A 25,575-nucleotide genomic window follows, 5' to 3' on the forward strand; every position below is an offset into this window, starting at 1 on the left:
GCTCCTGAATTACATTTGGAACTAAATACTATAACTGATGTCTTATACTCGCAGCATAGAATTATTTGAGCGTGCACAACAATCAATTCCGGGAGGTGTAAACTCACCGGTTCGTGCATTCAAAAGCGTAGGCGGCACACCGCTGTTCATTAAGAATGCAAAAGGCGCTTACCTGTACGATGAAGACGGTAATCAATACATCGACTACATCGCATCATGGGGGCCGATGATTTTGGGACACGCTTATGAACCTGTGGTAAAAGCAATACAAGAGCAAGCCGTTTTTTCAACTTCTTACGGGGCACCTACAGAACTTGAAATAAAAATGGCAGAGCTTATAAAAGCGATGGTGCCAAACGTAGATCTGATACGCATGGTAAGCAGCGGCACGGAAGCGTGCATGAGTGCGATCCGCGTTGCGAGAGGCTATACTGGAAAAAACAAGATCATAAAATTTGAAGGATGTTATCATGGCCATGCAGACAGCTTTCTTGTGAAAGCAGGAAGCGGTGTTGCTACGTTCAACATACAAACAGTTCCCGGTGTAACAGCAGGTGTAACCAATGATACACTTACTTGTGCCTACAATGACTTGCAGGCAGTTGAAAGATTAGTTGCAGAAAATAAGAATGAAGTTGCCGCCATCATCATCGAGCCGGTTGCCGGAAACATGGGGTGCATTTTGCCAGAAAAAGGATTCATTGAAGGCCTACGCAAATTGTGCGATGCAGAAAATATCGTGTTGATCTTTGATGAAGTGATGAACGGATTTCGTCTCGCTCCCGGCGGAGCGCAGGAGAAGCTAGGCATTGCCGCAGATCTTGTAACCTACGGTAAAGTAATTGGTGCCGGAATGCCAGTGGGCGCATTTGGAGGCAAGAGACAAATCATGGAAGTGGTTGCTCCTCTTGGAAATGTTTACCAGGCAGGCACTTTAAGCGGTAACCCAATTGCAATGATCGCGGGTTATACTTTGTTGAATGAATTGAATACAAATCCTTCCATTTATAAAGAGCTGGATGAAAAAACAGTCTACTTACGTGATGGCTTAAACGAAGTATTGAAAGCCTGGGGCAAGCCTTATGTGATCAATCAGTTGGGCTCCATGATCAGCATACATTTCAGCGACAAGCCTGTAACTGATTTTGCAAGTGCTGCCGCTGCAAACAATGATCTTTTCAAAAAATATTTCCATGCAATGCTTAAACGCGGCGTCTATTTACCACCTTCCGCATTTGAAAGCTGGTTCCTGAACAACGCGTTGACGAAGGAAGATTTGGATAGAACTATCCAAGCCTCAAAAGAGAGTCTTAAAGAAATAACTGAATAACTGAATGACTGAATAACTGAGTGTTCCATTTTCGATTTTGCACTACAATCGTTGAACATTCAGTTATTCAGTTATTTGTCACCTCACCTGATTCCTCACCAGCAGTGCTGTCGTAAAAGCTATAATGGCTCCAATTAAAAATGTAAATACAAAAAGCAGGAAATAAGAAAGAAACGACCCGCCGGACATTAACTGCACTTCCTTCATTTTATCGGCAATAATAATAGGAGATGCTTTGATAGCAACCAGTTTGCTCCTTTCAAATTCCATGAGACTTGCCTGGTAACGCGGATTAATTACCTCTCCATACAAGGCAAACCAAAGTGTTGACAATGGGGCGTACACAACACAAACAATAAGGCCGGTTACAAATCCCTCTTTAAAGGAAATGGTATTTCTCTGGTTTCTTTTTTGACGCGCAATAGCAAACGCTATAAAAAAATAAAACACAAAAGCCGTTATCATTCTTGTATATTGACCCTTGGCATGATCAACAGTGTTGTAACCCATCTGGTGTTCAAATAAGGTCCACACAACTGTAACGAGAAAGGCAATTAAAGCATACCTGACTGCAATGTTCTTCATGCGCAAGGTTTGATACAGAAACAGCAAACTGCTGCCTGCTGTCAATAAGTAAAGAAAAACTCCTGAAGCTTACTTCGATCCTTAGTGACCGTAAGTGCCAGCATTAACAATATTCGTGACTTTTGAGCATTAAGATCGTCGGACACAATGAACCCATATTTGTCATCATCTACCTCATCATGCAAGGTAACGCGACCACTGTATGTGCGAGAGTCGCGGCAAACAATAATACCGCTTTTCGCCGCCGCTGCTAATGCATCAAGATTAGCTTTGTTCATGTTCCCATTTCCTACGCCGGCGAAAATGATTCCATCCACTTTGGCTTTCACGAATGCGTTCACCGCCGTTGCCGGAGCATCCGCATACATATATGCAATGTCGACACGCGGCAGCTTTGTTATTTTATCAATATCCCATGGTGCTGACGTGCCGGTTAGTCTTTCTGTTTTGCGATAGTATTCTACCATTCCATCGTACACCAAACCAATCGGGCCGAAGTCGGCAGATTGGAACGTAGAGGTGCTTGTTGAATTGCTCTTTGTAACATCTCTTCCTGAGAATACCATTTCGTTCATTGAAACCAACACGCCGCGACCTGCGCTTTTAGGCGATGCTGCCACCACAACCGCATCATAGAGATTCTTCGGTCCATCCGCGCTGATGGCAGTAGCGGGCCTCATAGAACCTGTAAGCACCACAGGTTTGTCGGACTTTACAGTAAGTCTTAAGAAATAGGAAGTTTCCTCCTGTGTATCTGTGCCGTGAGTAATTACAATGGCGTCAGCTTCGTTATTTTTGAAAATTTCGTTTATCCGCTTTGCTATTTTTAACCAGATGTCAATGCTCATATCCTGGCTGCCAATGCTGGCAATCTGTTCACCAGTAACTTTTGCAACTTTGTGAATGTCGGGAACAGCGCTTAACAATTGATCAATCGGCAGTTCGCCCGCTTTGTATGCGGCCCTCGTAGAAGACGCACCCGCTCCGGCAATTGTACCTCCGGTAGCAAGGATTTTCACACGTACGTTTTGCGCCATCGATTGAATAGCCAGGGAAACAAATAATAAAAGCAATAGCATCCGGAACTTGCTCATGGTTATTTTTTTTATTGGTAACAATAACAGCTTCCCCGCCCAGAAGTTCGGGTTCGGTTAGGCTTTACCGTAAAGCAGCGATGGTAATTACAACACTTTTTCCTTTTGCATTTTCTTGATCAGCATTTCAATGAGTTCTGTTGTGCCCGCATCCAATCCTTTTTTCATATTGGCGTCAATTGTTGCAAGCCATGCCGCACTGTTGGAACCCTGAACGTAATAGTTGGTTTCGATAATTAAATGCTCTTCTATTTTACCACTTCCTGAGATGGGAACCGGCGAACCATTAAAGCCATTGTAAAAACCGCCATAGCTACCGCCAAAGCCCGTAGTGGTGGCCATTTGCTTTGTGCTTTTTACTTCTGTTGCAGTCTTTAAAGGCCGCAGCGTTATAAGGGATGTAGCGTTCAATGATTGCGCTTTTTCCCTTAAAGCGTCCCGTTCTTTTAAATCATTGTCAGAAAAATTGCTGTGTGCTGCGATGGCATCATATCCCTTGCTTTTGAATATTTCCACCACTTTGTCTTCCACCTGGTTGCGAAAAACAGGTTCGCTAATTTTTGCATACACCACCAACTTTCCGGAAGGAGCAGCGGCAAACGATGGATTTTTCCATGTCGTGGTAATATGGGACTGGTTACTGCAAGCAACAGTAAACATCAATGCGAGAAGAAGGAAATAATACAATGATCTGTGTTTCATAGTGAATAACCGGGTATTTGCAAGGGCAAAAATGCACAGGCAACCCTACCTTGGACTAACATGATAAAGGCTTAAATGTTCAAATGAAACAGACTATTTTGAAGTTATTTGCCCGTGCCCAATTGATCGAAAATGTACGAAAGTGAAGAATATTCCAGCACAAGGCGTTGTGGTTTGTGATCCGTTTCTTTCCATTTCACCAGGCGTATTTCACCGTTTTCTATTTCAATACCAGTTATATCGCCATCGCTGAAACAGCAACAGCCGCTGTTGAAGTAAGACGGAATCACCATCGTTTTGTGAAACTGCTTACCTGCATATTCCTCCTTGCGCTTCGCCAGTTCGGCCTCCAGCTTTGTAACAAGTTCAACATTGCTGTCGGACTTTGCTTTTTCAAGCGCTGTATTTATTCTTTCGATGTGATCAAGCGAGGCAAAAACGGGCTTGTGAGTGTGGCCGGAGATAAATAGAAGATTCTTTTGCTGTGCCGACCATTCATACATCATGATGTTGTGCTTGTCGACCAATTCGAAACTATCGGAAAGTGTATTTGTTTTTATCTCGAGAAAGCGCTGAACCGGCGTCCAGATGGCGGCTACAAACCATTTGCTGAAAGCGTTGCCATCACTGCGTTGATCGCCCTGGTGGCCATGTGCCATAAAAACGGAGAACACCTCATTGTTATACTCCACATTTAACAACAGACCCTCGTAAATACGCAACTGTTTGCCATATCTTTTTTTGAGAAAAAGGGATTGCGGCACTTTAAAGCTCCATTCAAGATCATGATTGCCAAATATTTTTACAAACCTGTCGTCTTTAAGAAAGTTTAATTCCAGCAAGAGGTCCTCACGGTAACTTCTTAAAACGTCTATGGGTTTATTTTCCCAAAGTTCCTCGCAGTCGCCGAGGCCAACGAGCGTGAAATTGTTTTTGAAATAGTAGTCAAGCGCTGCCACGTAATTCTTCTCGCAGGGTAGAAAATCGTCCGCCGCATCTCTGGCCCCTTTGTGCTGGTCAGACAATACGATGTACTTTCCCGAGTTTAGGTCCGCACTTAGTCTAAGACCTTTCTGTGAGCTGCCTCCCCTTATTTCTTTTAGAAGAGCATCAAGCGATTGATTGATAGCGGTTTTGTCAGGCGATGATGAAAATTTATCCGCCATCCAGGTCACCGGTTTCTTAAACAGGAACTGGCAAAATCTTCTGATTATATTGATGATAAGGTTAAACAATGCCTGAATTGATTAACTGAAAACGGGGTTAGACCTTTACATAAATTTTCTTTTTATCCAGCCAAAAACCGATTAGCCAAAAGAACAGCACTATACAAATGGCAAACAATAGGGAACCGTTGTTGGGATTGGAAAACAAAGGCTCACAGATATGCGTATAAAACCAGTTTAGCGGCGACGAGTATTCAATGCTTCCGTCTTCCTCCACACCGTTTTTTACCCTTATGATCGCATCGGTTTTAGGCAATAATTGACTTAACACATAGATAAACAAAGGGTTTTTGCCAAAAACATCAAACAGCCTGGTAGCGAACCCCTTAGCTTTTCTTACTTCTATCATGTAGATCATTATTGAAATGACCAGCGTAGCAAGACCGGTGGTTAGCAAAACATAGCTGCTTGACCATATTTTCTTATTAATGGGGAAAACGCCACCCCAACATAAACCTGCGAAAAAAAGCACACAACCGATCACAAAAAGTTTGGTTAACAGCTCATAAAACGCTGACGGAGAGTTGTTTTCCTTGGTTTTCTGCTGGATAAAATGCCCAACCAGGTAGCCGAAGATAACCTGCGTAATAGCGGGGAGGGTGCTTGCAAGTCCTTCAGGATCAAAAGCAACGCCCTCGCCGTGGTACATATGTGAACTTCCCAAAATTGCCCGGTCGAGGTGAGTGCCCCAAAAGCCCTCCAGTGAGAAAGGATCAGCTCCGTGGCCCAGCAGCAGGCACAATGCCCAGTAAATTAACAATATCATCATACCCACCACAAAAGCGCCCTTTGGCTTGCAATAATAGACAATAAGGGATGCGAAAAAATAACACAATGCAATGCGTTGCAACACATTTAATATGCGAATGTCATGCAATGATTTAGCAATGAGATGCCCGTCCTGCCAGCGCACAAAGGGATACCAGTTCATTAGCAGGCCGATAATAAATATTAAAAATGTTCGTTTGAAGACTTTCTTTAGAAAAACGGCGTCGCCAGCGGCTTGCAATTTTGGCATTACAAAGGCCATTGCGTTGCCGACAGCAAAAAGGAAAAATGGGAAAACGAGGTCTGTGGGCGTGTAACCATGCCATGGAGCGTGTTCCAGCGGTTCATAGATATGTGACCAGCTGCCAGGGTTGTTTACAAGAATCATTAGGGCCACGGTGGCACCCCTGAAAACATCTAGGGAGTAGAATCGTTGGTTCAAGTTCGCTTGGTTTGATGACGAATATATAAGATAAAATGGACAATCTTTTGACTTTTTGCTAAACGGAGAGTCTCCAAATGCGAATAACTTGCGACGGTCCATAACGAAATTATTTATTGATTAATAAGAAGTTCGCGGCCCAAGAAGTGTATTCTTTGGGTTCTAAAATCACATATATTTGCAGCCATCAGCCTGTTTACAGGCGGTTGTTCGTTTATATTAAGCTTTTGAAAATGTTCGATTAACCGTTGTTGGCGATTTAATATTTTAAACAAGACGGGCCCTTAAACAATATATTCTGTGAGAAGTATACAATATTTTATTTGTTTTAATATTAAGGCATAGAAGACAACTATTGAGAATAGTCTTCTGTGCCTTTTTAATTTTGCAAAAAGATAGGAACGGTTATTGCATATTGGAAGCTGCAAAAAATCAATCAGTTATAAAAAAGTATTGTGACTGAGGTGGCGAAGCTGTGCCCCGCCGGAGTTTCAACGGATTAGATGTTTGTTACATTTGTAGTCAAGAAGTAACCATAATGCAGAATAAAGACTGGTTTGCACTTTATACAAAACCTCGCTGGGAAAAAAAAATAGATGCCCTTTTACATCAAAAAGGATTTGAAAGTTATTGTCCCTTGAACAAAGTGAAAAAGCAATGGAGCGATAGGGTTAAAGTAGTTGAAGAGCCGTTATTTAAATCTTATGTTTTTGTAAAAATTGCACAACAGGATTTGTCTAACATAAGAGGAGTGAACGGAGTTGTAAACTTTGTATATTGGTTAGGCAAACCTGCAGTCATCAGAGAGGCAGAAATTGAGAACATCAAAAAGTTTTTGAATGAATATGAAGATGTTCAAATTGCTCCTTTAAGTATGGAAATCGGTGACCAGGTATTGGTGACGACGGGGCCACTGATGGACAAATCTGGAACTATAAAAAAAGTACTGAAAAATAGAGTTGAATTAGTAATCGAGTGCTTGGGTTATAAGTTAACCGCCAACCTGCCGAAAACAAAACTAAAAAAACTTTAAAACAACCGTATACACTACATGAGATTATCATATACAGGACTCATTGCCTTGCTGGTTATAATTCTTGCATCTTGTGGTAACCCTAAAGAACTTCGATACTTCCAGGGAGAGTTTGACACGGCTAAACTTTCTCAAGTGAATTATAAGGAGCCTGTCATTCAAGCCGGTGATATCATCAGTATCAAGGTATACAGTGATGATAATGCGGCAGCAGATCCTTACAACATGATAAGTAACGCAATGGCCTCCACTACAGCGCCAAATACATCGATGGGGTATGAGGTAGACAATGCCGGAAACATACAAATGGCCGGATTGGGGACCTTAAAAGTGAGCGATCTAACCATTCTGCAACTTCAGGGCCTGCTTGATAAGAAATTTGAAAAGCTTTTATCGCATCCTTATTACAATATAAGATTTTTGAATTTTAAAGTAACAGTTTTAGGTGATGTGGGAAGACCCGGCACCTACACATTCCCCGTGCAAAAAGTAAGCATCCTGGACGTGCTTGGCATGGCCGGCGATCTTACCATATATGGCAAACGTGATAACATATTAATTGTAAGAGAAAAGGACGGGAAAAGAGAGTTTGGAAGATTAAATTTGAAATCTCCTGATATATTTAAAAGCGACTGGTTCTACCTCCAGCAGAATGACATGGTATATGTAGATATGTTAGATAAGAAAGCCATTGCAACGGACCAAACAATGAGGTGGATAGGAATATCAACAGCTGTTATATCTACAGCAGCAGTAATAACTACGCTAATAATTACCATAAGCAACAACCAATAATTACCATCACTAAATAATCATAATTTTTTTGAATGGCTGATAATTCATTTTCTCCTGAACTAATATCTGACACCCAGCAAAACAGCTTAAATATTAAGGATTTTATCCTGAAGTATTTAAAGTACCTGCCCTGGATATTGCTCTGCGGTATAATAGGATTGGCATTTGCATACACAAAATTAAGATACACCGTACCGTTATACAGCGCAAGATCCTCCATGCTTATTCAAAATAATCAACTGGGAGGGGGTTCTGCGAGTAGCGATAGCAAACTTGGGGCGCTGTTCATGAATCCGTCTGGTGGCATGAATTTGAACAATGAAATGCTCATCCTGCAGTCTAAACCCATGCTAAAACGCGTGGTGCAAAATCTTAATCTGCAAACACAATACTATTCTGTAGGTAATGTAAAATCAAGTCTTTTATACAAAAACAATCCTATAGAACTTGTGCCGCTTGATACGGCCTATGCAAATACTTCATTTGCTCTCGACGTTCAGGTTGTAGATAATAATTCGTTTACGATTAATAATGACCCCAAAAAACATGTATTTGGTGAAATCTTTCCTTTTGGATCATTTAATTATAAAATACTAAAAACCGGCGATCTTAGTCACGTAGGAAGTGAGGTTCCCCGCTTTTTAATCACGCACAATCCCGCTTCATCTGTGGCAGACGGATATAGGGGTGCCTTAAACGTATCCCATGCCGAAGGAACGGATGTTTTGAATCTTGCTGCAACAACTGAAAACAAAGACCTCTGCGCTGACATCCTCACGAATATTATGGCTGTATATGACAGCATGAATATAGAGGACAGGAACAGAATTGCACAGATAACGCTTCAGTTTATTGATGACCGACTAGACACCATAAAGAAGGATCTTTCCGGAGTAGAGAAAAATCTCCAGGATTTCATGGAAAAGAATTCGCTGTACGATGTGGACGCGCAGGCGAGTAATTATCTTGAGAGATATGACGATTATTTCAAGCAGCAGACAGAAAGCAATGTAAAACTGAGCATTATAAACTGGTTGTCGAGTTATTTGAGCAACAAAGGTAATTACGACAAAATTGTTCCCACTACCCTTGGAATTGAAGAGCCGGCATTAGCGGAGTATATATTAACTTATAACAAGTTGCAGCTTGAAAGAGCAGCTGCTTTAAAGACTGTTCCCGAAGGAAACCCGATTATTCAGAAAATGGATGCATCCCTCGACAAAATGCGGAGGGATATGATTGAAGTTTTAAGTAACATTAAATCATCTTATAGTCTTACTGCAAAAAATCTCAAAGCAAATACAGAAAGTGCTCAAAGCGAACTGCAGTCAATGCCAAATAAAACCAGGCAGTTGCTGGAAATAAAAAGACGCCAGCAGATCATGCAGGATCTCTTCTCTTTCCTGTTGCAGAAAAAAATTGAAGTGTCTATTTCCTCTGCATCTACCATCTCCGTTTCAAGAGTAGTAGAGCCTGCTGTTGCTTCGTACACTCCTGTGTCGCCCAATAAAAGAAGCGTTTACATGATGTTTCTTTTGATCGGTCTTGCCATACCGGTTGGCATAGCAGCTATTATAGAACTATTTAACGATAAAGTAAATAGCATCACAGACGTTGAAAATTTAACGCAAACGCCAATCATTGGGGAAATTGGGCACTCAGATTCCGAAGATCTTCCTTTGGTGATGAGAAACAACTCACGAAAGTTTATTGCAGAACAATTCAGAATCATTCGTACGAATCTGCAGTTCATTTTGAATAATGTAAACAAGCCTGTTATTATCGTAACCTCCACATTTAGTGGTGAGGGTAAATCTTTTGTCAGCACAAACCTTGGCGGTGTGATGGCGCTTGCCAAAAAGAAAACACTGGTAATGGAGTTTGACATTCGCAAGCCCAAAGTAGCGAGTGGCCTTGGTATTCATGTGCGAAAAGGAATTACCAACTTTATTGTCGGCAATGTTCCTCTTGATGAATTGATCATTCCGGTGGAAGAAGTTCCGGATTTGTATCTGTTGCCGTGCGGTCCCGTGCCTCCGAACCCCGCGGAGTTATTACTATCTCCCGCTATTAAAGAACTGTTTGAATATGCGCGGAAGAATTTTGACACGATTATAGTAGATACCGCACCTGTGGGAGTGGTTAGTGATGCATTGATATTGGGCGAACTGGCCGATGGAGCCGTGTATATCATCAGACAGGGATATACTTACAAAAAGCAGATCGCATTTATCGAAGATATGTACAGGCAAAAGAAATTGCCAAGACAATCCATCATCATAAATGATATCAAGCATGTGAGAGGATATGGTGGGTATTATGGATATGGCTACGGCTACGCGTCTGGCAAGAAGAGCCACTATTTCGATGAACAAAAGAAATCTCTTTTATCCGGTCTTTTCGGAAAGAAAAAAAGAAAGAAATAGAAAATGTACTTCGCTCATTCATCCAGTTATATTGACGAAGGTTGTGAAATCGGCGAGGGAACAAAGATTTGGCATTTCTCACACCTGATGCCGGGATGCATTTTGGGAAAGAATTGCAACATAGGGCAGAACGTTGTTATTATGCCTGATGTAGTGTTAGGAAATAATGTAAAAGTCCAAAACAATGTTTCGCTATATACTGGCGTTGTTTGCGAGGACGATGTGTTTTTAGGACCGTCCTGTGTTTTCACAAATGTGATAAACCCCAGAAGCGCCATTTCAAGAAAAGATGAGTTTCAAAAAACTATAGTTCGGAAAGGCGCGTCAATAGGCGCAAACGCTACTATCATTTGTGGAGTAGAAATAGGCCGGTATGCAATGATAGGAGCAGGCGCTGTAGTTACCAAAAATGTATCTGCATTCTCTTTGGTGGTCGGTAACCCCGGCAGGCATGCGGGATGGGTAAGTAAATGCGGACATAAACTTGATTTTAATAAAGGAAATGTAGCTGTGTGTATTGAAACCGGAGAAAAATATTACCTCAGCGACAATGCAGTTTCGACTGATAAATGAATTACCATTAGTATATGAGCACTTTGTACAAAGAGTTAGAACGTGAACAACCTATGACTGAAACGAATACCGACAAGGAACACTGGGACATGATTATCCAGCCTAAGACGTCGATGCTGGATCTGCAGTTAAAAGAAGTATGGCGTTACAGGGACCTGATCATGTTGTTTGTTAAAAGAGATTTTGCTGCCCAGGTAAAACAAACCGTATTAGGCCCGGTTTGGCACCTTATACAACCGATACTTACAACTATTATATTTTTAGTTTTATTTGGTGGCATTGCAGGAATTCAAACAGAAGGCGTTCCCCAGCCAATGTTTTACATGGCAGGCATAACGCTCTGGTATTATTTTTCATTGTCGCTAACAGCTACCGCCGGCACCTTTGTAACCAACGCTCCCATCTTTGGGAAGGTTTACTTTCCGCGCCTGGTTTTGCCCGTTTCCATAGTAATTTCAAATCTGATAAAACTTGCAATACAGTTTGGGCTGCTGGTTGTTATTATGTTCTATTATGGCATCAGCGGGAAATATGTATTTCACTTCAATATTTATTTACTGCTAGCACCTGTAGTCATTTTTATACTGGCTGGACTTAGCTTAGGATTGGGAATTATCATTTCATCTCTCACTACAAAATATCGCGACTTTACGCTCTTGCTTACATTTGCAGTTCAACTTGGAATGTATGTATCTCCTATAGGATATCCTTTATCTAAGCTGGAAGGCAGCAAATACCGGATACTGTTGGAGATTAATCCTATTACTCCTTTGGTCGAAGCATTTCGATATTCACTGTTTGGTAAAGGAACGTTTACAACAGGAACGCTGCTTTACAGTTTTGCGTTCATGATGGTGTCCTTGTTCTTCGGCATTATAATGTTTAACAAAGTAGAGAAAAGTTTTATGGACACCGTATAGTACCAGGTGTTCGAATGCAGGATTGTGTAATCATTTCAAATTTTTAATTTTTCAAATTGGCATAATGAGCAATACGGTTATTAAAGTAGAAAATCTTTCCAAGCAATATAGGTTAGGACAAATTGGGACCGGTTCATTGGCGCATGACATCAACAGATGGTGGCACAAAGTAAGAGGTAACGAGGACCCTTACTTAAAGGTAGGTGAGGCGAACGACAGAGCCAGCAAGGGAGACAGCGAATATGTATGGAGCCTCCGCGATGTGAACTTTGAAATAAAGCAAGGTGATGCGGTAGGTATAATAGGCAGAAACGGGGCAGGTAAGTCTACCCTGTTAAAAATTTTAAGCAGAACAACTGCTCCAACAATTGGCAATATAAAAATCAAAGGAAGGGTAGCGAGTTTACTGGAAGTGGGTACAGGTTTTCACCCTGAGTTATCCGGAAGGGAAAATATTTTTTTGAATGGCGCCATTCTTGGAATGACCAAAGCTGAAATCAAAAAGAAGTTCGATGAAATAGTTGATTTCGCGGGCGTTGAAAGATATATTGATACACCTGTAAAAAGGTATTCATCCGGAATGTATGTAAGGCTGGCCTTTGGTGTAGCGGCCCATCTTGAACCCGAAATTTTGATCGTGGATGAGGTGCTTGCAGTTGGTGATGCGGAGTTTCAAAAGAAAGCCCTTGGCAAGATGCAAGATGTTTCAAAAGGTCAGGGAAGAACGGTTTTGTTTGTCAGCCACAACATGGGCGTTGTAACTCAATTGTGCAATTCTGCTATACTATTGAATAAAGGCTCCGTTGCTTATACAGGAACATCAGATATAGTAGTTCAAAAATATTTGAACCTTAACTTAAGCGGCGAGACTTATGAAGCTCCGGAAGAAAAAGAGTTCTATATTAAAAAGGTGCAAGTGGTGGACGAACAGGGAAAAGTTTGCAGCACATTTGGTACGAGCAACAAAATTTATTTACAGTTTACCATTGCGAAAAATATTAAGAAAGCTTCTGCGCAGCTGTCATGTACCATTCAAAACAAGACTGGCGATTACCTGACGACTTTTGTGGAAGATCTGGACAAATGGTTTAATGATGCAAACGGAACCAATGAGCACACTTTTCAGGTTTTGTATCCTGGAGACTTGTTAGTGCCTAACTATTATGCATTCAGACTTGCAATATTTTCCGGAAGAGCAGTTTATGATTTGGTTGAAATGATATGTCCTTTTTCAGTGATCGACGAAGGTTCCGCAATGGCAATGTATGAAGGTGCCGGTTATGGTTATTTCTCCACGAACCATCAGTTTAAACAAATACTATGACCGTAAAAGGGATAATTAAGCGTTTAATTGGATATAAGCCGAAGAATGTACCTGTAGATAAACTGGCAATTCTCCGTGAATCAGGGAATCTTGTGTATGGCGACAACTGCAAATTTGAAGGATTTAGTGTTGCTTCCGTTGGTTATAAAAAAGGCTATCCCAACGTTAAAATCGGCAATAACTGTTATTTGTGCTGCAACATAATGTTGCAAGACGATGCGGCGCAGGTTATCATTGGAGATGGTACATATATAGGTCCCGGAACACTTATATTTTGTAAAGAAAAAATCACTTTCGACAACGATATAATGGTATCATGGGATTGTACTTTCATAGATACCAACGCACATTCTCTGCATTCAAAAGAAAGAGCTTCAGATGTAGCAGACTCAATGAAGGGACCCTTACATAAAAACTGGGCGGTTGTAAAAAATGCACCGGTACATATTAAAAGCAAATCCTGGATCGGATTCAATTCAATCATACTTAAAGGAGTGACGCTGGAAGAGGGTACTATAATCGGAGCGGGAAGCGTAGTTTCAAAGTCCACTGAAGATTACGGGATCTATGCAGGTAATCCGGCAGTTTTAGTAAAAAAGACGGACTAGAAGTTTTAAAATCCAATAAAATACAAATAGGCTAAATGGAAACGAAATATTTTAAGCAGCTAGATGGATTTAGATTTTTATCTATCGTGGCTGTTATGTTAGCGCACTTTGCAGATTTCGAGGTAATCTACAGAATACCTTTTGGCTTTGGCGTTATGTTTTTCTTTGTTTTAAGTAGTTTTTTAATAACCAGGATTTTACTTACTTCTAAAAACATCAATGAAACCACAGGCGGAAATAATTTTTATAGCATCAAGCAGTTTTACATCAGACGCTTTTTAAGGATATTCCCCATTTATTATTTACTGATATTTGCCGCGTTCATAATTAATTGGTATCCATGCCGGGAAATCATTGTATCGTTGCTAACATATACAACTAACTTCAAAATTGCGGCAGGAGCAAAAGCTGGCGACTTTACGCATTTATGGTCATTGGCAGTGGAAGAGCAGTTTTATATATTTTTCCCATTCCTGGTATACTTTCTTAATTCGAAAAATGTTCTTAAAATCTCCATTGCATTTATTGTTTTGGGATTATTAGGTCGCATGTCGCTATATCTGTATAATAGTGAGTCGGCACCATTTTCAGCGTATAATACAATTAGTTGTCTCGATTCTTTAGGGATTGGAAGTGTATTGGCCTACTTAAGTCTTTATAAGGTTGACTTCTTGAAAAATGTAATAGGAAATAAGAAGCTTTTTTGGGGTTCGATTGTCGTGTTTTTAGGTTTCATGATTTTCTCTTACAGCATCTTTCCTGCTAAAGAAGGAACCAATTTTACCAGTGTTGTTTTTATGCGCTTTTTCTTTAATGTAATGAGCTTTTGGATATTAGGATGGGCGGCACTATTTGGGTACACCGGAGTAATGAAATTGTTCCTGGAGAATCGGATTGTTATTTATTTAGGAAGAATAAGTTACGGCATGTATCTCTATCACTTTTTTGTGCCGGGACTCCTTTATAGGCTTTTTTCTTTCCTGAAGATTAACACGGATATCTTACCTTCTGGAACCTGGACTTCTTCGATTGGAGGAATTTTATTGTATGTTATTGTTACAATAATTGTGTCTTCAATAAGCTGGTATGTTATTGAAAAACCAATGAATGGTCTGAAAAAGTATTTTGACTATAATAAAAAAGTAGTCAGTAATTACTCTAAAAAAACAATTAATATATAGAAATGGATACTGGAAAGCCCGAATTGATAATTGTTAGCCAGAATTTATTAGGAGGAGGAACAAGCTTTACAAACAATCTGCTTGCGAATTTTCCGCGGGATTTTTTTGATATTAAATGCATTTATCTCGATCCAATTAATTGGCATGGCGCTAAGGCTCTCGATATTAAAATGGGGAAAAATGATGTTGTATTTCCATACGGTTCAGAATCCAGAAGAATAAGGTCGAGGGGACTTAACAAGTTAATTTCAAACAAAGAAGGAGCAATCCTTTCAAGTCTTGAAGATGAACTCATCTGTTTGGATATGTATTCCAAACACAACAAAACTGTTTATTTCGTTTGTCACGATGCAGGATTTCTACCCATAGCTATAAAATATCAATCACTGATTAGTGTCTTCATCGCACATAACATTACTGTTTTCGAAGAACTAAAAAGAATGCTTGAAGGAAGGGAGAAGGATATTTATTTTATAGAGCATGGAGTTAAAGTGCCTTCCTTTGTTAAGGAATACTCTACAAACAGAAAGCTCAAAATCGTATTTCTTGCGAGGCATCATAAGTTTAAAGGCTTATTCGATCTTCCTGTAATTAATGATTTGCTGGTTGAAAAAGGAATTGAAGTCGAGTGGATGGTGCTTGGCGATGGACCGGAGAGACAAGAAATTATTAAAAGGACTGAGAATTATCCGAATTTTCAGTTTCAGATTCCTGTAACTGCAGATGATGTGTTAACGATACTAAAAGAACAGGATGTTTTCATTCTTCCATCAAGAGCCGATGGACTTCCTGTTGCTTTACTGGAGTCGATGAGTGCCGGATGCGTTCCGGTTATTGCAAATTTTAGCGAGGGAATAAAAAAGGTTGTGTCAGATGATATCGGATTTGTAGTACCCGTTGGAGATAACGAGGCATTTGCAGAAAAACTGGCTTTTTTGTCAAACAACAGAAGTGTGCTACAAAAACTGAGCGGCAACTGCATTCAAAAAATAAAGGAAGACTTCAACATCGAAAACCAGGCATTAAAGTACTATCAGCTATTTACACAATATAAACAGTTAAAAACAAAATCTTCGGTAACAATTAGCGATCTGTATAGAAAGGCGCAGTACAATGAAAATGTTGCCAGGGTAATAAGATTGGCAAACCGTTTTTTGGTGTCAAAAAAGAAAGATAAAAACAAGTGATTTTTAAATTGGATTCGGAAAAAATAAACGAATGAAAATAGCTTTTGTCGATAATTTACATGTAGCAGGAGGGCTTTCAAGATTTTCTTTGTTATTGTGTAAAAACCTGGTGGCGAACAATGATGTCACCATTGATTATTTTGTACATAGTGGAAATCTTCCCAGTATTCCCGAAATACATAGCATAAGCGAGAAAGTTACTGTAAAGGTTATTAAAGCAAGTATGCCAAGAACAAGCCTGCTAAACAAGGTTACAGACAAAATATTTAAAGGCAATGGCAACGATAGCATTCTGAAGGAAATAGAGAAAGAGGTAGATGAAAAATATGACATAGCCTATTTCCCTTCAGCACACATGATGAAGCGCCCCAATCTTAGAATTCCCATTGTTGGAACACTTCATGATTTTAACTGGAAGTATTTTTTTGGCAAACAAATTTTCTCCCTGTCATTTGTAAAAATGATGGACGTTGAAATTTTGAAATGGATGGAAACGCCTTACAATGTTTGCTCCGCGCAGGATGTTGTAGATGAAGCGCAAAAACTATATCCTAATGCTAAACATTTTCCAACAGTTGTTCATATTGGACCTGTCGTGGTAAATCAGGAAATTGACGACGCGAAATCTAAAGAGACATTAAAAAAGGTAGGCATAGATTTTCCATACATCATTTTCCCTGGAAATTTTTTCCCTCATAAGAATCACCTTAATCTTTTTACCGCATTTTATTTATTGCGACAAAGACCCGGATTTGAAAATTATAAATTGATACTAACCGGCAAGAACTCAGAAAGCATTCCGAAAGGAATTGCGGAATACAGAGGTGTTCAATTATTGACCTCCAATAGTCCTCAAACTTTTTATGATGTAAGAGGCATGGGTTATCAACCAAACGAAGTTTTGGATGCGCTTATAAAGAATGCCAAACTTTTGGTATCTCCATCTATTTACGAGGCAATTTGCACTCCGGCAATGGATGCCTGGAATTTCGGCACGCCTACAGCAATATCAGATATTCCGCCATTTAGAGAACATGAAAAAGCGTGGGGAATTCGCTCCGCATTTTTCGATCCGATGAACCCCGAAAAAATTGCAGATGTGCTGGAAGCATATCTAAAAGATTACGACAGGGCAATCGAAGATGGCAAAACGTCAAAGGAAAATATGAGCAAGTATAGCTGGAAACATGTTTCGAAAGGCTATATGGAAGTTTTTGAAAAAGCAATCGCAAAGAAATGAAAATATTGGTACTCGGATCCCAGGGATTTATAGGTAGTCACCTGGTGGCCTCTTTTATTGATGGTGGTCACACCGTGACCGGATGTGACCTTATAGAAGCAAGCGTAAGTAAATATCGCTATCAGAAAATGTCCATACTATCAGCGGATTTCGATACGCTATTTTCCGATGGAAAGTTTGATGTGTGTGTAAATGCATCTGGTAGTGGCAACGTTGCCTACTCAATGTCTCATCCGATTTTTGACTTCGAGGCAAATACATATGCCGTGGCAAAAGTTTTGGATACGATTAGAAAACATCAGCCTCTTTGCAAGTATGTGCACATTTCAAGCGCTGCAGTTTATGGCAACCCCAATCAGTTGCCCATTAAAGAAGATGACATTCTTTCGCCAGTATCTGCTTACGGCTATCATAAGGTAATGAGTGAGCAAATATGTAAAGAGTATTCCAATTTGTATAATATTCCGGTTGCTATCATTCGCCCGTTTTCCGTTTATGGAAAGGGCTTGAGAAAGCAATTGCTTTGGGATGTTTGCACAAAGTTGGCAGCGGCCGATGGGATTAAACTATGGGGTACAGGCAATGAATCGAGAGACTTTATTCACATAAATGACATGGTTGCGTTGATTAACATTATCATCGAAAAATGCAACTTTAAATGTAATGTTTACAATGCCGCTACCGGCACTGAAACTACAATAAGGGAGGTTGCTGACATATTTGAGAAATATTATAATGGCAGCAAGACAATAGGCTTTTCAGGCGAAGAGAAAAAGGGAGATCCTATCAACTGGCGTGCGTCTGTTGACAACGCCATCGCATTGGGATTTGCTCCAAAAATTACAATGGAGAACGCCGTTACTGATTATATATCGTGGTACCATCAATTGACCAATGAACAATAAGTCTGAAATAGTTTTTACATTTCCAGCCTGCATGGGAGGAGTGGCCAGTTTCAATTATAACATAATTAACAACAGCCATCTCATAAAAAACTTTCGTTCTAAAGTTGTGCTGATAAAGGCAAAAGAAGACAACCGCCCGTTGTTTTTGGAAACCTTCACTGCTGATGAAGTGATCACGTTTAATTACTCGCACAAGGAGAACCAGTTTTTTGTGGCAAAGCGATTAAACGAACTACTGGGATCCGCTGAAGGAGCAATAGTTACAGACAACGCTTTAACCATTGCCGCTGCGCGATTGTTCAACAATCCCAAAACAGTCTTCCATTTAATTCACGACTATTTTTATGTAAATGCGAATGTGCGTTTGAAAGACATGGTAGACGTTGCAATCGCTCATTCTTCTTTTTTTAGCGATGCGGTTTTTGCTTCCCAACCTTCTTTGTTTGCACGCAGAAGTTTCTATATTCCCTACGGCGTTGACCAGGTGGCTAACCTGCCGGAAAAAAATCATGACGTACTTAATCTTGTTTTTTTAGGAAGACTGGATAGCGGGAAGGGAGTGATGTTGTTGCATGAAATGGAAACAATTCTCCGCAAGAAAAACATTGCTGTTAACTGGACCATCATTGGGAAAGGCCCTTTAAAAAGTGACCTTATCAGGCAATGGGAAGGAAAAACAAATGTTTCGTTTCATGAGCCGGATACAAAAGATGAGATTTATAGACTTTTAAAAGAGCAGGATGCTTTCGTGTTTCCTACCATGTTCGAAGGAACGCCCGTATCTATTTTAGAATGTCTTGCAAACGGCGTGGTAACCATTACCAATGATTTACCCGGAGGTATTCGCGACATCGTTACAGAAGGCATTGGCTTTCGATGCGCATTGGGCGATGTGAATGGGTTTGTAGATAAAATAGAATTGTTGCACAACGATAGGAACCTGCTGAGGCAGATGCAAGACAATTGTCTGCAACTGGCAAAAGCAAATTATGACATTCAGAAAAACGCAGACAACTACTTTACGCTGTTCATGCAGTTTGAAAAGTATCGTCGCAAAAATATAAATTGCAGTCCCGGCATGTCATTGCTGGACAAAAAGTTTTTTCCTAACTGGCTGGTAAAAATCATTAGAAAAGTTAAGAATCGATAGTAACTGAGACCTATACATACCTGAGTAACTCTTAAAACAATTATATGAGTAAAAAGGATGTTAGGCTTTATTTCGCAGACTTTTGGCCTGGGTTTAATGTTGAAGACAATTTCTTTGTACAACTTTTGTCCCCGCACTACAACCTGATTATTGACCCTGTATCTCCTGAGTTTCTGATATATGGGGTGTATAGCAGCACATTTACCAAATTCAAAAATGCGGTCAAAATATTTTTCACTGCTGAAAATGTGAGACCGAATCTCAGCGTTTGTGATTACGCATTAACGTTCGACATTTTATCTGACAAAAGGCATTTGCGCCTTCCTTTATATTCGCTCTATACAAGCGTTTGGGGAGTGGATGCGTTGCTGAAACCAAAAAACATAGATGAAATTGTAAGTCAGAAAACGAAGTTTTGCAACATGGTGGTTTCTAACCCGCACGCAAAAGAAAGACTGGACTTTTTTAAGATACTGGGTGATCTGAAAAGAGTAGATTCTGGTGGAAACGTGTTGAATAATATTGGTTATAAACTAGGCAGAACAGTTGATGATAAATGCCAGTTTATAAATCAATACAGATTTACAATAGCTTTTGAAAATTCAAGTTATCCGGGATACACAACCGAGAAAATTGTTGAACCAATGAGGATGAACTCGATTCCTATTTATTGGGGAAACCCCAGAATAACGGAAGAGTTTAATCCAAAAAGTTTTATTAATGTGCACGACTTTTCTACGCTAAAGGAAGCGGCAGAGTATGTGATCGACATTGATAACTCCCCCGAAAAATACAAGGCACTGATTAAAGAACATTGGTTCGTTAATAATGTTGCAAACGAGTATTTGAATTACGACAGAGTTGTATCCTTTTTTCAAGATATTATTAATAAAGGCAGAGCTCAGTTAAGAAGTAGAAGTTTGGCACAATTAGCTGCAGTTTCTGAAGTGCGGTATAAAAAAACAAAAGCGAGAATTACGCGCAAATCATATTGCCATACATCTTCCTGGTAAAAATAAAGGGTGTTGGTATTTCAAAATTTTTCCCTGCTGACAAATCGATAGAAAAATAAAACGATACGGCATAAATCAGCTTATTATGAACGCCCCATTAGTTAGTGTTTTAATGACCTCATACAATCGCGAAAAGTATATAGCAGAAGCGATTGAAAGTGTTTTAGCTAGTACTTACAACAACTTTGAGTTGATAATTGTGGATGATGGATCAAAAGACTCAACAGTAGAGATCGCTAAAAAGTATGCACAGAAAGATAGTCGCGTTCTTGTTCACATAAACGAAAAGAACCTGGGAGATTATCCAAACAGGAATAAAGCAGCCTCGCATGCAAAAGGGAAATATCTCAAGTATGTAGATGCGGATGACCTTATATATCCCTGGGGACTGGAGCTGCTGGTAAGCATGATGGAGCAGTTTCCGGATGCCGGCTTTGGTTTGTGCTCGCTTGCGCAGGATGATAACAGGATATTTCCATTTCAGCTTTCTCCAAAAGAAGCGTATTTGTATCATTATACGGGGCCGGGATTATTTCACAAAGCTCCTCTTTCCTCTATAATACGAAGAGATGTGTTTTATGAAGCAGGTCAGTTTGCTCCCATACGTATGGCAGGCGATTTTGAAATGTGGCACCGCCTGTCACAGAAATATTTTGTTGTGTTAATGCCTCAGGGCATTGTTTGGTATAGAAAACACGGGGAGCAGGAAATGAATAGTTTTAAAAAATATATTCAAACTTATGAAGAAGTGAAAGTGAAATATCTCACAAGTGCGAGTTGTCCACTGGATCAAGAGATACGATCCTCCCTGGTTAGAAAACAAAACACATCGTCAATTAAAAAAATTGCTAAAAAGCTCTTAGGCAGGTAAAGATTGCCGGCATGTTAGCGCCGGAGTTAGCAGCTTTCTTAAGCTACAAAAACCAGGTATCTGCTTAGAAATATTTTACAATCGTCAACTTAAAAAATTCCGTATCGCTCGGCGATGCGGTCCTAGAACCAATGCAAACAAAAGAAAAGCTCGCGTTTAATATAAAGAAGGCGTACAACAATGTATTGAAAGGCTTAAATGTATCTTCGACTGTAGCAGGTGTTCCCAAAAGCTGCATAAAGGCGAAAGAGTGGGCCCTGAAAAACAACACTAAGTACATCACTATTTTTCCTGAGCGCCGTTCTCACGAAAATGAGCTGGTAACCGTTGACCCCACTGTCCATAAAATTTTCGCAGATGAAAAAATTCGCAAAATACGTGAATGTTTTGTATTTGAAATGCCAAACGGCCGCGTGTGGGGGAAGGACGGCATAGTAATAACACCGGATGATCTTGTTATTGAAGATGTAAGCATGGAGTTTGGCCAATACAAAGGAAAATCCGGAAGACAGTTAAGCGTATTTAACAGGTTCAAGCTTGGTGCCGTGAAAAAAATAAATGGCACTGTGGCTGTGATTGCTCATCCTGGAAGCAATAATTACCACCACTGGCTCGTTGATATGATGCCCAGGTTTCTTTTTTTAAAGAACACTGGGTACTTTGACAAAATTGATTTCTTTTTGTTTGACCATAATGATCTTCCTTTTCAAAAGTTTTGCCTGGAAAAACTCGGTATAAAAGAGTCTTCCATTATAAAACCCTCAGATAGATGGACGTTTCATATACAAGCTGACAAACTGATTATACCATCGTTTCCCGATACTTTGGGACACGTGAATAAAGAAGTGCTTGCATTATTAAGAGATTTCATTTCTCCTGATCTGCAAAAGCCACTGGATCCTAAGAAGCGCATTTTTATTAGTAGAAAAAAGGCTCTTACAAGGAAGATCGTTAATGAAAAAGAACTAAAAGAATTACTTTTTGCAAAGGGGTTTGTGGAGTATTATCCGGAAGACTATGACGTTAAAGAAGTCGCAGAATTTTTTTCAGATGCTTCCGCAATTACTGGCATACATGGTTCTGGCTTTGCTAATCTTATGTTTTGTAGCAGGGGTGCAAGCATTGTAGAATATGTTGCACCGCTTCATGTCGATCCTGTGTATTACATTATTGCAAGTACGGTTGGCGCTCAATTGGGATATTTGTTTTCCGAAGGTGAACGCCCCTCTGAAAATACTGATTTAACGAAACATAAAGTTGATGAGGATTTACTTCTTGACTTAGATAAACTAAACAGACTATTCACTCTTGTAAATATTAATTGATGATCCTCCTGCTGCTTATTAAAAATTTTTTTCGTCGACTTGAAAGAAATATGTATTGGATTCTGCTGTTAAGCAAAAGCAGGATCTCAAAAAAAGGTTTAACAGTAATGTTTCCTGTTATTGTAGAAGGCAAAGGTAAAATTGTAATTGGGGACAATGCGACATTGTCAAAGAGATCCAAATTGCTGTGCGGCCAATCAGGTAAAATCGACATAAAAGAAAATTTTTTTATAGCACCAGGTGCATGTTTAACTGTTAGTCCAAATGGCGAGTTTATTGGAGGAAGCAATATAGAGATAAGTGAAAATTCGCGGCTAATCGTATCAGGTAAATGGACCATCGGCGATAGGGTATATATTGCAAACAGTGCCAATATTTTTGCAAGGGAGCGCATAACTGATCAACCATCCCTTTCAATAGGAAGCAACACTTATATTGGTGACAACGCACTGCTAGATCTTACCGACAGCATATCTATAGGAAGTAATGTCGCTCTGGGTGCATTTTGCATTATATACACACACGATCATAAATACGAAAAGGAAAAACCGGCACCGTGGAAAGGAGCAATGAAAAAAGCCCCCATAACAATAGAAGACGGTGCCTGGATTGGATCACGCGTTACCATACTGCCGGGAGTAACAATAGGAGAGAAATCAATTATTGCAGCCGGTGCCGTGGTAACCAAGGACGTAGAACCCTACACGCTGGTTGGTGGCGTTCCCGCAAAAATAATCAAACATCTTTAACTATTAATGGAAAGGTCGGTATCTGTAATTATACCCAACTATAATTGTGAAGAGTGGGTTGAAAAAGCAATAAAAAGTTGCACGGCGCAACGACCTTTTGTCAAGGAAATTATCGTAGTTGACGATCATTCTACTGATCAAAGTTTGTCGGTGCTTAACCGTTTACAAAATGAAATTGAGGAGTTGGTAGTTGTTAAGAACATTGCCAAGGGTGGAAACAATGCGCGAAACTATGGGTTTTCACTTTCGACAGGACAATACATACAATGGCTTGATGCCGACGATACAATTTTACCAGGAAAATTTAATACGCAGATTGCTTACCTGGAAAAACATCCAAAAATTGAAATAGCTTATTCTGATTGGAAACTTGACGAGTATGACGAGAACGGAAGATTTTTACTACAGGAATTTAAAAAACTGACTTCTTATTCAAACTACCTCGAAGAACTTCTAAGGGATAACTGGTCCCCTCCCCATAGTTATCTTGTTAAACGAGCAACTGCGGAATTGATGGTAGAAAAAGATGGATGGAACCCTTCAACAAAAATTGCACAGGACAGAGAGTACTTTACAAAAGCTGCACTATCGGGCAAGGCATTTGGATATGTTGAAGGAGTGTTTTCAATATATAACAGAAGACGCCAAACGAAATCTGTTTCACGGGCTCTGAATAATAAAGAAAGAGCGGGCCACGTCATCCAATTGCTAAAGCATTTTATTGATGATGTAAATGATGCCGACTGGATTGCAAGCGCCGATAAAAAAAGATACAAATCACTTTTAATGACACAGATACTCTACTATTCCTCTGTGTACAATATATCAATAGAAGGAGCTGAGTTTAGTTTTGCAAATACTCACTGGAGGCTTATAAAAGGTTACAGATCTAAACTCAAAGTAATACTGAGGCTATTGGTAAAATGATAAATTAATATGCGACAACAGAAAAGGTTATTATATTTTCTCAGTCATCCGATTCAATATATTTCACCATTATTGACAGAGCTAGCAAAAGAAAGCGACTTACAGGTATATTATTTCTCCGATGCAAGCATAAGAGGCGGAAAAGACGCTGGGTTTGGCGTTCAGGTTAAATGGGATGTTCCTTTACTCGAAGGATATAAATCTACATTCCTTCCTAACAAGTCAAAAAAGGAAACGCTGGACAACAAATTTTGGGAGCTGATAAACCCTGCAGTAATTAAAGTTCTTAAAAGAGAAACAGGTGATGTAATTGTAGTACATGGCTGGAGCTATGCATCTGTATGGATGACCATTTTGGCTGGAAAATGGTATGGAAAAAAGATTTGGCTGAGAGCAGAGAATCCATATAACCAGGAGATAAAAAAGTCGAAACGTACTTTGTTTTTAAAGAGAATTATTTTAAAAAATATTCTTTTTAAAATGATTGACAAATGTCTCTATATAGGAAAAGAAAGCAAAAAGTTTTTTGAATACTACGGAGTACCGGAAGAAAAATTGCTCTATACGCCTTATTGTGTTAATAATGCTTTTTTTCAACTGAAACACGAAGAGTTGAAGAGCAATAGAGACAGTATAAAAACGGAGTTGAATTTGCCGCTGGATAAAAAAATAATTCTTTATAGCGGCAAGTATATTCCTAAAAAGAATCCGCTTGATCTTATTAAAGCGTATGAGAAAATTGGTAGTAGTAATGTAGCCTTGGTAATGGTTGGCGAGGGTGAGCTGAGAAAAGAAATGGAGGCGTACATTCAACAGCATAATTTGTCTGACATTTACCTGACTGGATTCATTAATCAATCAAGCATTCCAAAATACTATGAAATAGCGGATGTGTTTGTAATGTGCTCTGGCATGGAAGAAACATGGGGGTTATCTGTTAATGAAGCGATGAACTTTGCCAAGCCCGTAGTTGTCTCCGATACCTGTGGTTGCTCCGCAGATTTGGTAAAAAATGGAGAAAATGGTTTCGTGTTCAGGGAAAAAAACATTGACGACCTGGCGGCATGCATCAATAAACTTATTTCTGATGAAGCTTTTTGTATAAGCGCGGGAAACAAGTCTAAAGAGATTATTATGGATTATTCCAACAGTGCGATAGTTCGTAATCTTGTAGAGGGCTTAAACAATTCTGTTCAATAGT

24 protein-coding genes are annotated in these 25,575 nt (G+C 39.7%); 19 read left to right on the forward strand and 5 right to left on the reverse strand.

Annotated features, from left to right (window positions below):
- The first annotated feature begins 37 nt into the window (after positions 1–37).
- The gene (gene hemL, locus KTO63_RS11735) at positions 38–1,330 is read left to right on the forward strand and encodes a glutamate-1-semialdehyde 2,1-aminomutase (protein ID WP_217791479.1); all 1,293 of its coding nucleotides are present in this window, start codon (positions 38–40) and stop codon (positions 1,328–1,330) included.
- Between the two features lie 78 nt (positions 1,331–1,408).
- Here hemL and KTO63_RS11740 read toward each other — a convergent pair whose 3' ends face one another.
- The 5 genes from KTO63_RS11740 to KTO63_RS11760 all read right to left on the reverse strand — a co-directional run bounded on the left by KTO63_RS11740 (position 1,409) and on the right by KTO63_RS11760 (position 6,147).
- Positions 1,409–1,915, reverse strand: coding sequence for a DUF4199 domain-containing protein (locus KTO63_RS11740; RefSeq protein WP_217791480.1), 507 nt, complete (start codon positions 1,913–1,915; stop codon positions 1,409–1,411).
- A 41-nt stretch (positions 1,916–1,956) separates the two neighbouring features.
- Positions 1,957–3,009, reverse strand: coding sequence for a type II asparaginase (locus KTO63_RS11745; RefSeq protein ID WP_217791481.1), 1,053 nt, complete (start codon positions 3,007–3,009; stop codon positions 1,957–1,959).
- 87 nt (positions 3,010–3,096) lie between these two features.
- Positions 3,097–3,711: a hypothetical protein gene (locus tag KTO63_RS11750; protein WP_217791482.1), complete on the reverse strand. Its 615-nt coding sequence runs from the start codon at positions 3,709–3,711 to the stop codon at positions 3,097–3,099.
- Positions 3,712–3,815: 104 nt separating this feature from the next.
- Positions 3,816–4,877, reverse strand: coding sequence for a metallophosphoesterase family protein (locus tag KTO63_RS11755; RefSeq protein WP_232373145.1), 1,062 nt, complete (start codon positions 4,875–4,877; stop codon positions 3,816–3,818).
- A gap of 97 nt (positions 4,878–4,974) precedes the next feature.
- Complete coding sequence (locus KTO63_RS11760; protein WP_217791483.1) at positions 4,975–6,147, reverse strand: acyltransferase family protein; 1,173 nt, start codon at positions 6,145–6,147, stop codon at positions 4,975–4,977.
- Between the two features lie 538 nt (positions 6,148–6,685).
- Between KTO63_RS11760 and nusG the strand changes: the two genes are divergently transcribed.
- The 18 genes from nusG (at position 6,686) to KTO63_RS11850 (ending at position 25,574) form a co-directional block, all read left to right on the forward strand.
- Entirely contained in the window at positions 6,686–7,180 is a 495-nt protein-coding gene (nusG, locus tag KTO63_RS11765) for a transcription termination/antitermination protein NusG (protein WP_232373146.1), read from the forward strand.
- Positions 7,181–7,198: 18 nt separating this feature from the next.
- Positions 7,199–7,975 (forward strand): polysaccharide biosynthesis/export family protein, encoded by a 777-nt coding sequence (locus tag KTO63_RS11770; protein ID WP_217791484.1) that lies wholly within the window; start codon positions 7,199–7,201, stop codon positions 7,973–7,975.
- Between the two features lie 32 nt (positions 7,976–8,007).
- Positions 8,008–10,401, forward strand: a complete 2,394-nt coding sequence (locus KTO63_RS11775) for a GumC family protein (RefSeq protein ID WP_217791485.1) — start codon at positions 8,008–8,010, stop codon at positions 10,399–10,401.
- A gap of 3 nt (positions 10,402–10,404) precedes the next feature.
- Positions 10,405–10,974: an acyltransferase gene (locus tag KTO63_RS11780; RefSeq protein WP_217791487.1), complete on the forward strand. Its 570-nt coding sequence runs from the start codon at positions 10,405–10,407 to the stop codon at positions 10,972–10,974.
- Positions 10,975–10,988: 14 nt separating this feature from the next.
- Positions 10,989–11,894, forward strand: coding sequence for an ABC transporter permease (locus KTO63_RS11785; RefSeq protein ID WP_232373147.1), 906 nt, complete (start codon positions 10,989–10,991; stop codon positions 11,892–11,894).
- A 64-nt stretch (positions 11,895–11,958) separates the two neighbouring features.
- Positions 11,959–13,218 carry an ABC transporter ATP-binding protein gene (locus KTO63_RS11790; RefSeq protein ID WP_217791488.1) on the forward strand — a complete coding sequence of 420 codons (1,260 nt, stop codon included), beginning with the start codon at positions 11,959–11,961 and terminating at the stop codon, positions 13,216–13,218.
- The gene (locus tag KTO63_RS11795) at positions 13,215–13,826 is read left to right on the forward strand and encodes an acyltransferase (RefSeq protein ID WP_217791490.1); all 612 of its coding nucleotides are present in this window, start codon (positions 13,215–13,217) and stop codon (positions 13,824–13,826) included. The genes KTO63_RS11790 and KTO63_RS11795 overlap by 4 nt, the downstream gene beginning before the upstream one ends.
- A 35-nt stretch (positions 13,827–13,861) precedes the next feature.
- Positions 13,862–15,007 (forward strand): acyltransferase family protein, encoded by a 1,146-nt coding sequence (locus KTO63_RS11800; protein ID WP_217791491.1) that lies wholly within the window; start codon positions 13,862–13,864, stop codon positions 15,005–15,007.
- A gap of 2 nt (positions 15,008–15,009) precedes the next feature.
- A complete protein-coding gene (locus tag KTO63_RS11805; protein WP_217791492.1) occupies positions 15,010–16,194 on the forward strand; it encodes a glycosyltransferase family 4 protein in 1,185 nt (394 codons plus the stop codon).
- 31 nt (positions 16,195–16,225) lie between these two features.
- On the forward strand, positions 16,226–17,434 hold the full coding sequence (locus tag KTO63_RS11810; protein ID WP_217791493.1) for a glycosyltransferase: 1,209 nt from the start codon (positions 16,226–16,228) through the stop codon (positions 17,432–17,434).
- Positions 17,431–18,339 carry an NAD-dependent epimerase/dehydratase family protein gene (locus KTO63_RS11815; protein WP_217791494.1) on the forward strand — a complete coding sequence of 303 codons (909 nt, stop codon included), beginning with the start codon at positions 17,431–17,433 and terminating at the stop codon, positions 18,337–18,339. The genes KTO63_RS11810 and KTO63_RS11815 overlap by 4 nt, the downstream gene beginning before the upstream one ends.
- The gene (locus KTO63_RS11820; protein WP_217791495.1) at positions 18,329–19,489 is read left to right on the forward strand and encodes a glycosyltransferase family 4 protein; all 1,161 of its coding nucleotides are present in this window, start codon (positions 18,329–18,331) and stop codon (positions 19,487–19,489) included. The genes KTO63_RS11815 and KTO63_RS11820 overlap by 11 nt, the downstream gene beginning before the upstream one ends.
- Before the next feature lie 44 nt (positions 19,490–19,533).
- On the forward strand, positions 19,534–20,502 hold the full coding sequence (locus tag KTO63_RS11825; protein WP_217791496.1) for a glycosyltransferase family 10 domain-containing protein: 969 nt from the start codon (positions 19,534–19,536) through the stop codon (positions 20,500–20,502).
- 85 nt (positions 20,503–20,587) lie between these two features.
- Entirely contained in the window at positions 20,588–21,373 is a 786-nt protein-coding gene (locus KTO63_RS11830; protein ID WP_217791497.1) for a glycosyltransferase family 2 protein, read from the forward strand.
- A gap of 131 nt (positions 21,374–21,504) precedes the next feature.
- Positions 21,505–22,698 (forward strand): glycosyltransferase family 61 protein, encoded by a 1,194-nt coding sequence (locus KTO63_RS11835; protein WP_217791498.1) that lies wholly within the window; start codon positions 21,505–21,507, stop codon positions 22,696–22,698.
- 107 nt (positions 22,699–22,805) lie between these two features.
- Positions 22,806–23,447 carry an acyltransferase gene (locus KTO63_RS26280; protein WP_232373148.1) on the forward strand — a complete coding sequence of 214 codons (642 nt, stop codon included), beginning with the start codon at positions 22,806–22,808 and terminating at the stop codon, positions 23,445–23,447.
- Positions 23,448–23,453: 6 nt separating this feature from the next.
- Positions 23,454–24,374 carry a glycosyltransferase family 2 protein gene (locus tag KTO63_RS11845; RefSeq protein WP_217791499.1) on the forward strand — a complete coding sequence of 307 codons (921 nt, stop codon included), beginning with the start codon at positions 23,454–23,456 and terminating at the stop codon, positions 24,372–24,374.
- 9 nt (positions 24,375–24,383) lie between these two features.
- A complete protein-coding gene (locus KTO63_RS11850; RefSeq protein WP_217791500.1) occupies positions 24,384–25,574 on the forward strand; it encodes a glycosyltransferase family 4 protein in 1,191 nt (396 codons plus the stop codon).
- The last annotated feature ends 1 nt before the right edge of the window (position 25,575 follow it).

The organism is Pinibacter aurantiacus (assembly GCF_019130065.1).
Classification (GTDB): domain Bacteria; phylum Bacteroidota; class Bacteroidia; order Chitinophagales; family Chitinophagaceae; genus Pinibacter; species Pinibacter aurantiacus.